Origin of the sequence: Paracoccus denitrificans (assembly GCF_900100045.1) — a bacterium.
In the GTDB taxonomy this organism is placed as follows: domain Bacteria; phylum Pseudomonadota; class Alphaproteobacteria; order Rhodobacterales; family Rhodobacteraceae; genus Paracoccus; species Paracoccus denitrificans.
In genome coordinates this window covers 1-1,177 of the sequence record NZ_FNEA01000093.1, presented here as the reverse complement: position 1 = coordinate 1,177, position 1,177 = coordinate 1, and the positions used below count along the sequence as shown (strand labels likewise).

General features: G+C 63.3%; 2 protein-coding genes and 1 pseudogene. All 3 read left to right on the top strand.

What is annotated here, in order from left to right; genetic code table 11:
• Positions 1-125 precede the first annotated feature (125 nt).
• Positions 126-488 (top strand): annotated as a pseudogene (locus BLT64_RS27800) (MFS transporter); the annotation flags it as partial.
• Between the two features lie 25 nt (positions 489-513).
• Entirely contained in the window at positions 514-918 is a 405-nt protein-coding gene (locus BLT64_RS27210; protein ID WP_302848021.1) for an MFS transporter, read from the top strand.
• Between the two features lie 14 nt (positions 919-932).
• On the top strand, positions 933-1,067 hold the full coding sequence (locus BLT64_RS27705) for a hypothetical protein (RefSeq protein WP_260155542.1): 135 nt from the start codon (positions 933-935) through the stop codon (positions 1,065-1,067).
• The last annotated feature ends 110 nt before the right edge of the window (positions 1,068-1,177 follow it).

The window sequence follows — 1,177 nt, the reverse complement described above, 5'->3', positions numbered from 1 at the left end:
CAACGAATGCCATAGGCGGGATCGCGCGCGCGGGGCCAAGTGTTGCCGAACAGCTTTCAAGGGTAGGGCGCCCGGGTCCGGGCCGAGTACCGCCACTGAGCGGGGCTTGGTGCCGACAGGGCTGGATGGTGTTTCGCAGGCATACGTCCTATGTCGCACTGGACGGCCAGACGGGGGTACTGGCCGCAGTGGTGGTGACGCCGATGCTGCTGCCCGAGATCGGCTGGCGCGGCATGTTCGCCCTCGGCATCTTCCCGGCATTTGTAGCCTGCTGGATCCGCCATTCACTGCACGAGCCGGAGGTCTTCGTGGCCGAGACCAGGCAGGCGCCCAAGGAATCCGCCTTGAAATTGCTGGTCAAGAACAAGCAGACCGGCAAGCTCAGCCTTGGCATGGTGATCCTGTGCTTGGTGCAGAGCTTCGGCTATTACGGCATGATGATCTGGATGCCGAGCTATCTGGCCAGCCAGTCCGGCTTTGAGTTGACCCAATCGGCGCTGAACCTCGGTCACGATCCTCGGCATGGCCGCCGGTATCTTCTGCTTCGGCCATCTGGCAGATCATGTCGGCCGCCGGCCCGCCTTCTTCACCTATATGATCATGGCCGCGATCATGGTGCTGATCTATTCGCGGCTGAGCGACCCGATCCACCTGCTGGTAATCGGCGCGGTGACCGGCTTTTTCGTCAACGGCATGATGGGCGGCTATGGCGCGTTGATCAGCGAGCTTTATCCCACCTCGGCCCGGGCCACGGCGCAGAACGTGCTGTTCAATATCGGCCGGGCGGTGGGCAGCTTCGGCCCGCTGGTGGTGGGTGCCATCGCGGCGGCCATCGCCTTGCTTGCGGCGCTGTATCTTCTCGACTTCCTCGCCATGTGGCTGCTCATCCCCGAGCGGCGTGGCGCGCAACTGGATTGATCGGAATGGGTATCATGGAGCTGATAACCGTGCGCCCCGACGGGCAACAGGACGCGGCCGAGGAATGCGCCTGCATCCCCTGGAAGGCCAGGGTCGTCGCGGAACTGGCCGAAGTGGTCCAGAACCGTGCAGTGAATGGCGAATACTGAACCGCGCCGGGTTTTCCGGAGGCTCCATGTGTGGATGCCCCGGTTCATGCAAGGGCAAATTCGTGCCGCCGGGCATGTGATCGGTGCGGTCATGTGTCAGGCCTGTCGAT

Bases quoted from the DNA above. Each gene is read 5' to 3' on its own strand.
- BLT64_RS27705 (WP_260155542.1), top strand. From the start codon at position 933: ATGGAGCTGATAACCGTGCGCCCCGACGGGCAACAGGACGCGGCCGAG.